The 2,745-nt window shown below is 60.3% G+C and carries 4 protein-coding genes; all 4 read left to right on the top strand.

The annotated features are described in order from the left end of the window. Positions 1-219 (top strand): hypothetical protein (locus H6B10_RS13900; protein ID WP_204652148.1); only part of this gene is annotated, 219 nt, incomplete at its 5' end. A gap of 176 nt (positions 220-395) precedes the next feature. Then, on the top strand, positions 396-1,235 hold the full coding sequence (gene rsmI, locus H6B10_RS13895; protein ID WP_204652147.1) for a 16S rRNA (cytidine(1402)-2'-O)-methyltransferase: 840 nt from the start codon (positions 396-398) through the stop codon (positions 1,233-1,235). A gap of 59 nt (positions 1,236-1,294) precedes the next feature. Next, the gene (locus tag H6B10_RS13890) at positions 1,295-1,789 is read left to right on the top strand and encodes a metallophosphoesterase family protein (RefSeq protein WP_204652146.1); all 495 of its coding nucleotides are present in this window, start codon (positions 1,295-1,297) and stop codon (positions 1,787-1,789) included. Then, positions 1,786-2,520: a biotin--[acetyl-CoA-carboxylase] ligase gene (locus H6B10_RS13885; RefSeq protein WP_243427398.1), complete on the top strand. Its 735-nt coding sequence runs from the start codon at positions 1,786-1,788 to the stop codon at positions 2,518-2,520. Before H6B10_RS13890 ends, H6B10_RS13885 begins: the two co-directional genes overlap by 4 nt. The last annotated feature ends 225 nt before the right edge of the window (positions 2,521-2,745 follow it).

The raw sequence follows: 2,745 nt of genomic DNA, 5'->3' as shown, positions 1-2,745 counted from the left end.
TTGTTCCTTCTTTGCAAAGAAGGAACCGAAGAAACTCTGATCAAAAAGGCATGGTCTTTGGACCATGCCTTTTTATATATCATTTTCCATTACGGGGGTTCGGGCACACCCGAATCAACGGTGGAGAATCGGAAAAATCGATGGAAAAACAGTCTCTCCAGGCGTTTTTCCCGATTTTTTCGATTCGACTTCTCCTTTGGGGGTCTTGGGGGTGAGTAACCCCCAAGCCGTGCTCCGCGCCTCGGAACTAGCGGCGACTTTTTCGGTTCCTTTTTGGTCGGTCAAAAAGGAACATATCCCGGCAGCGCGAACCCACCGGGAAAACCACGCGTCAAACTTGCCAACGGCAGACAGGTTCGGTATAATAAAATATTATAGAAAAAGGGGGCTTTGTTTTGGCCGGGACTTTGTATCTGGTGGCTACACCCATCGGCAACCTGGACGATATGCCGCCCCGGGTGGCGGCGACTTTCGGGGCGGTGGATTTTGTGGCCGCCGAGGATACCCGTGTGACCCTGCGGCTGCTGAACCATCTGGGACTGAAAAAGCCGCTGGTCAGCTATTATGAACACGCCCTGCACCACGGCGAAGCCATTTTGCAGCGCATCGAAGCGGGGGAGGACTGCGCCCTGTGCAGCGATGCGGGCATGCCCTGCATCAGCGACCCCGGGGAACAGATCGTGGCCGAAGCCCACGCCCGGGGCATCCGGGTGGTGCCGGTGCCCGGCGCATCCGCCTGCATTACGGCGCTGGCCGCCAGCGGGCAGCCTACCGCCCGGTTTGTGTTTGAAGGATTCCTGCCGGTACCCAAGCGGGAACGGCGGGAACGGTTGGCGGCTTTGCAGGGCGAGACCCGGACCATACTGTTGTACGAAGCCCCCCACAAACTGCGGGGGACCCTGGACGATCTGGCCGGGGCATTCGGGCCGGAACGTCCGGTCAGCCTTTGCCGGGAGTTGACCAAACTCCACGAGGAGATCGTCAAAACTACCCTGGGTGAGGCGGTGGCCTATTACAAGGAACACGATCCCCGGGGCGAGTATGTGCTGGTGGTGGCAGGGGCCGACCCGGCCGCCGCGGCTGCCGATGCCGAACCCACCAAAGAAGAAGTGGTGGCCGCCGCCAGAACCTTGTTGGCGGGCGGTATGCCCCCTTCCGCCGCGGCCAAGCAGGCGGCGGCAGGCACGCCCTTCTCCAAGGGAGAGATTTACAAAGAGTTGATCGCCAAGGAGTAAGCGGGCGGCGATCCCCCGCCGCGGGGATATTCTGATTTTTCCAGAAAGGATTTACTTTCATGTCTGAAACCACAAAGATCCTTGTCATCAGCGATGTGCACGGCCGCCTGCGCGACCTGCGCTGGGTGCTGGATCATGAGGAAGCCGAGGCTATGTTTTATCTCGGTGACGGATTGTATGATCTGAACGCGGCTTTGCAGCTGCGCAAAACGCCGGTGCCGTACCCCATCTACCGGGTGGCGGGCAACTGCGATACCGGCTACGAGGAACCCACCGAGGGCATGGCGCCCTTTGCGGGGGTGCTCTTCTTTTACACCCACGGCCACCACTACGGCGTCAAGATGGGCAGTGAACGGCTGGCGGAATCGGCCGGGGCCCGCGGCGCCGATGTGGCGCTTTTCGGCCACACCCATGTGCGGGAACTGCAGCGGGGCGTGGGCACGGCGGCTACCGTGTTCAATCCCGGCAGCCTGCGGGACGGCGGCAGCTATGGCGTGATTGAAGTGACCGACGGCCAGTGTGCCTTCGGATGGAAGCGGGTGCCTGCATTTTGAACGAAAGTGTACAGTATATTCCGGAAGTAGACAGCACCAATACCTGGGCCAAGGCCCATCTGCAGGAGTTCGGGCCCATCGGGGCGGTGTATTCCACCAGCCAGACGGCGGGCCGGGGACGGCTGGGCCGTCAGTGGATCGACGCCCCGGGCAAGGCTCTGTATTACACGGTGGTGCTCAAAACGCCGCTGGTGCAGCCGTCCACCCTGCCGCTGTTTTCCAGCCTGGCGGTGGCCGATGCCCTGGAACAGCGCTACGGCGTACAGTGCCAGATCAAGTGGCCCAATGATCTTTTGCTCAACGGCAAAAAGGTGGTGGGTATCCTGTGCGAGGGTGCCCCCGACGGACACAGTGTTCTGTCGGGCATTGGCATCAACCTGGCCCAGGACCAGGCCTATTTTGACGCCGCGGGCCTGCCCCACGGCACCAGCCTGGCCCTGCAGGGGGTCAAGGTGGACCTGGAAGTGGACCCGGAATGGCTGGCCCAGTATATGACGGATTTCGGCTTTGACCGGGAACTGTATACCTACGAGGTGGAGGGCTTTGCCCCGTACCGGGAACGGTACAAGGCCCGCTGCGTGAACCTGGGCCGCCGCGTGACCTATGAGGGCGGCGCGGGCACTGCCGTGGATGTGGACGAGGAAGGACGTTTGATCGTGGAAGGCGAAAACGGCGAGACCCGCGTTTTTACCGGCGAAGTATCGGTCCAGGGCATCTACGGTGCGGTGTGAGCCACAGCGTGTGAGCCCGCTTTCGTTCTTTTCTTGCAAGAAAAGAACCAAAAGAACTCTATACAAAAATCCCCCGCAGGGAATTTCCCTGCGGGGGATTTTTAGTTGGAATTTCTTCGGTTCCTTCTTTGCAAAGAAGGAACAAAGGGCGGGTTACGCCTTGGCTTTCTCCTCATCCAGGCGGTCCAGCAGATCCCAGACACCCAGCATATACTGGATACCCAG

It is taken from the genome of Gemmiger formicilis (assembly GCF_016901605.1).
In the GTDB taxonomy this organism is placed as follows: domain Bacteria; phylum Bacillota; class Clostridia; order Oscillospirales; family Ruminococcaceae; genus Gemmiger; species Gemmiger formicilis_B.
The sequence above is the reverse complement of the archived record's forward strand: the minus strand, read 5'-3'. Positions and strand labels throughout refer to the sequence as shown.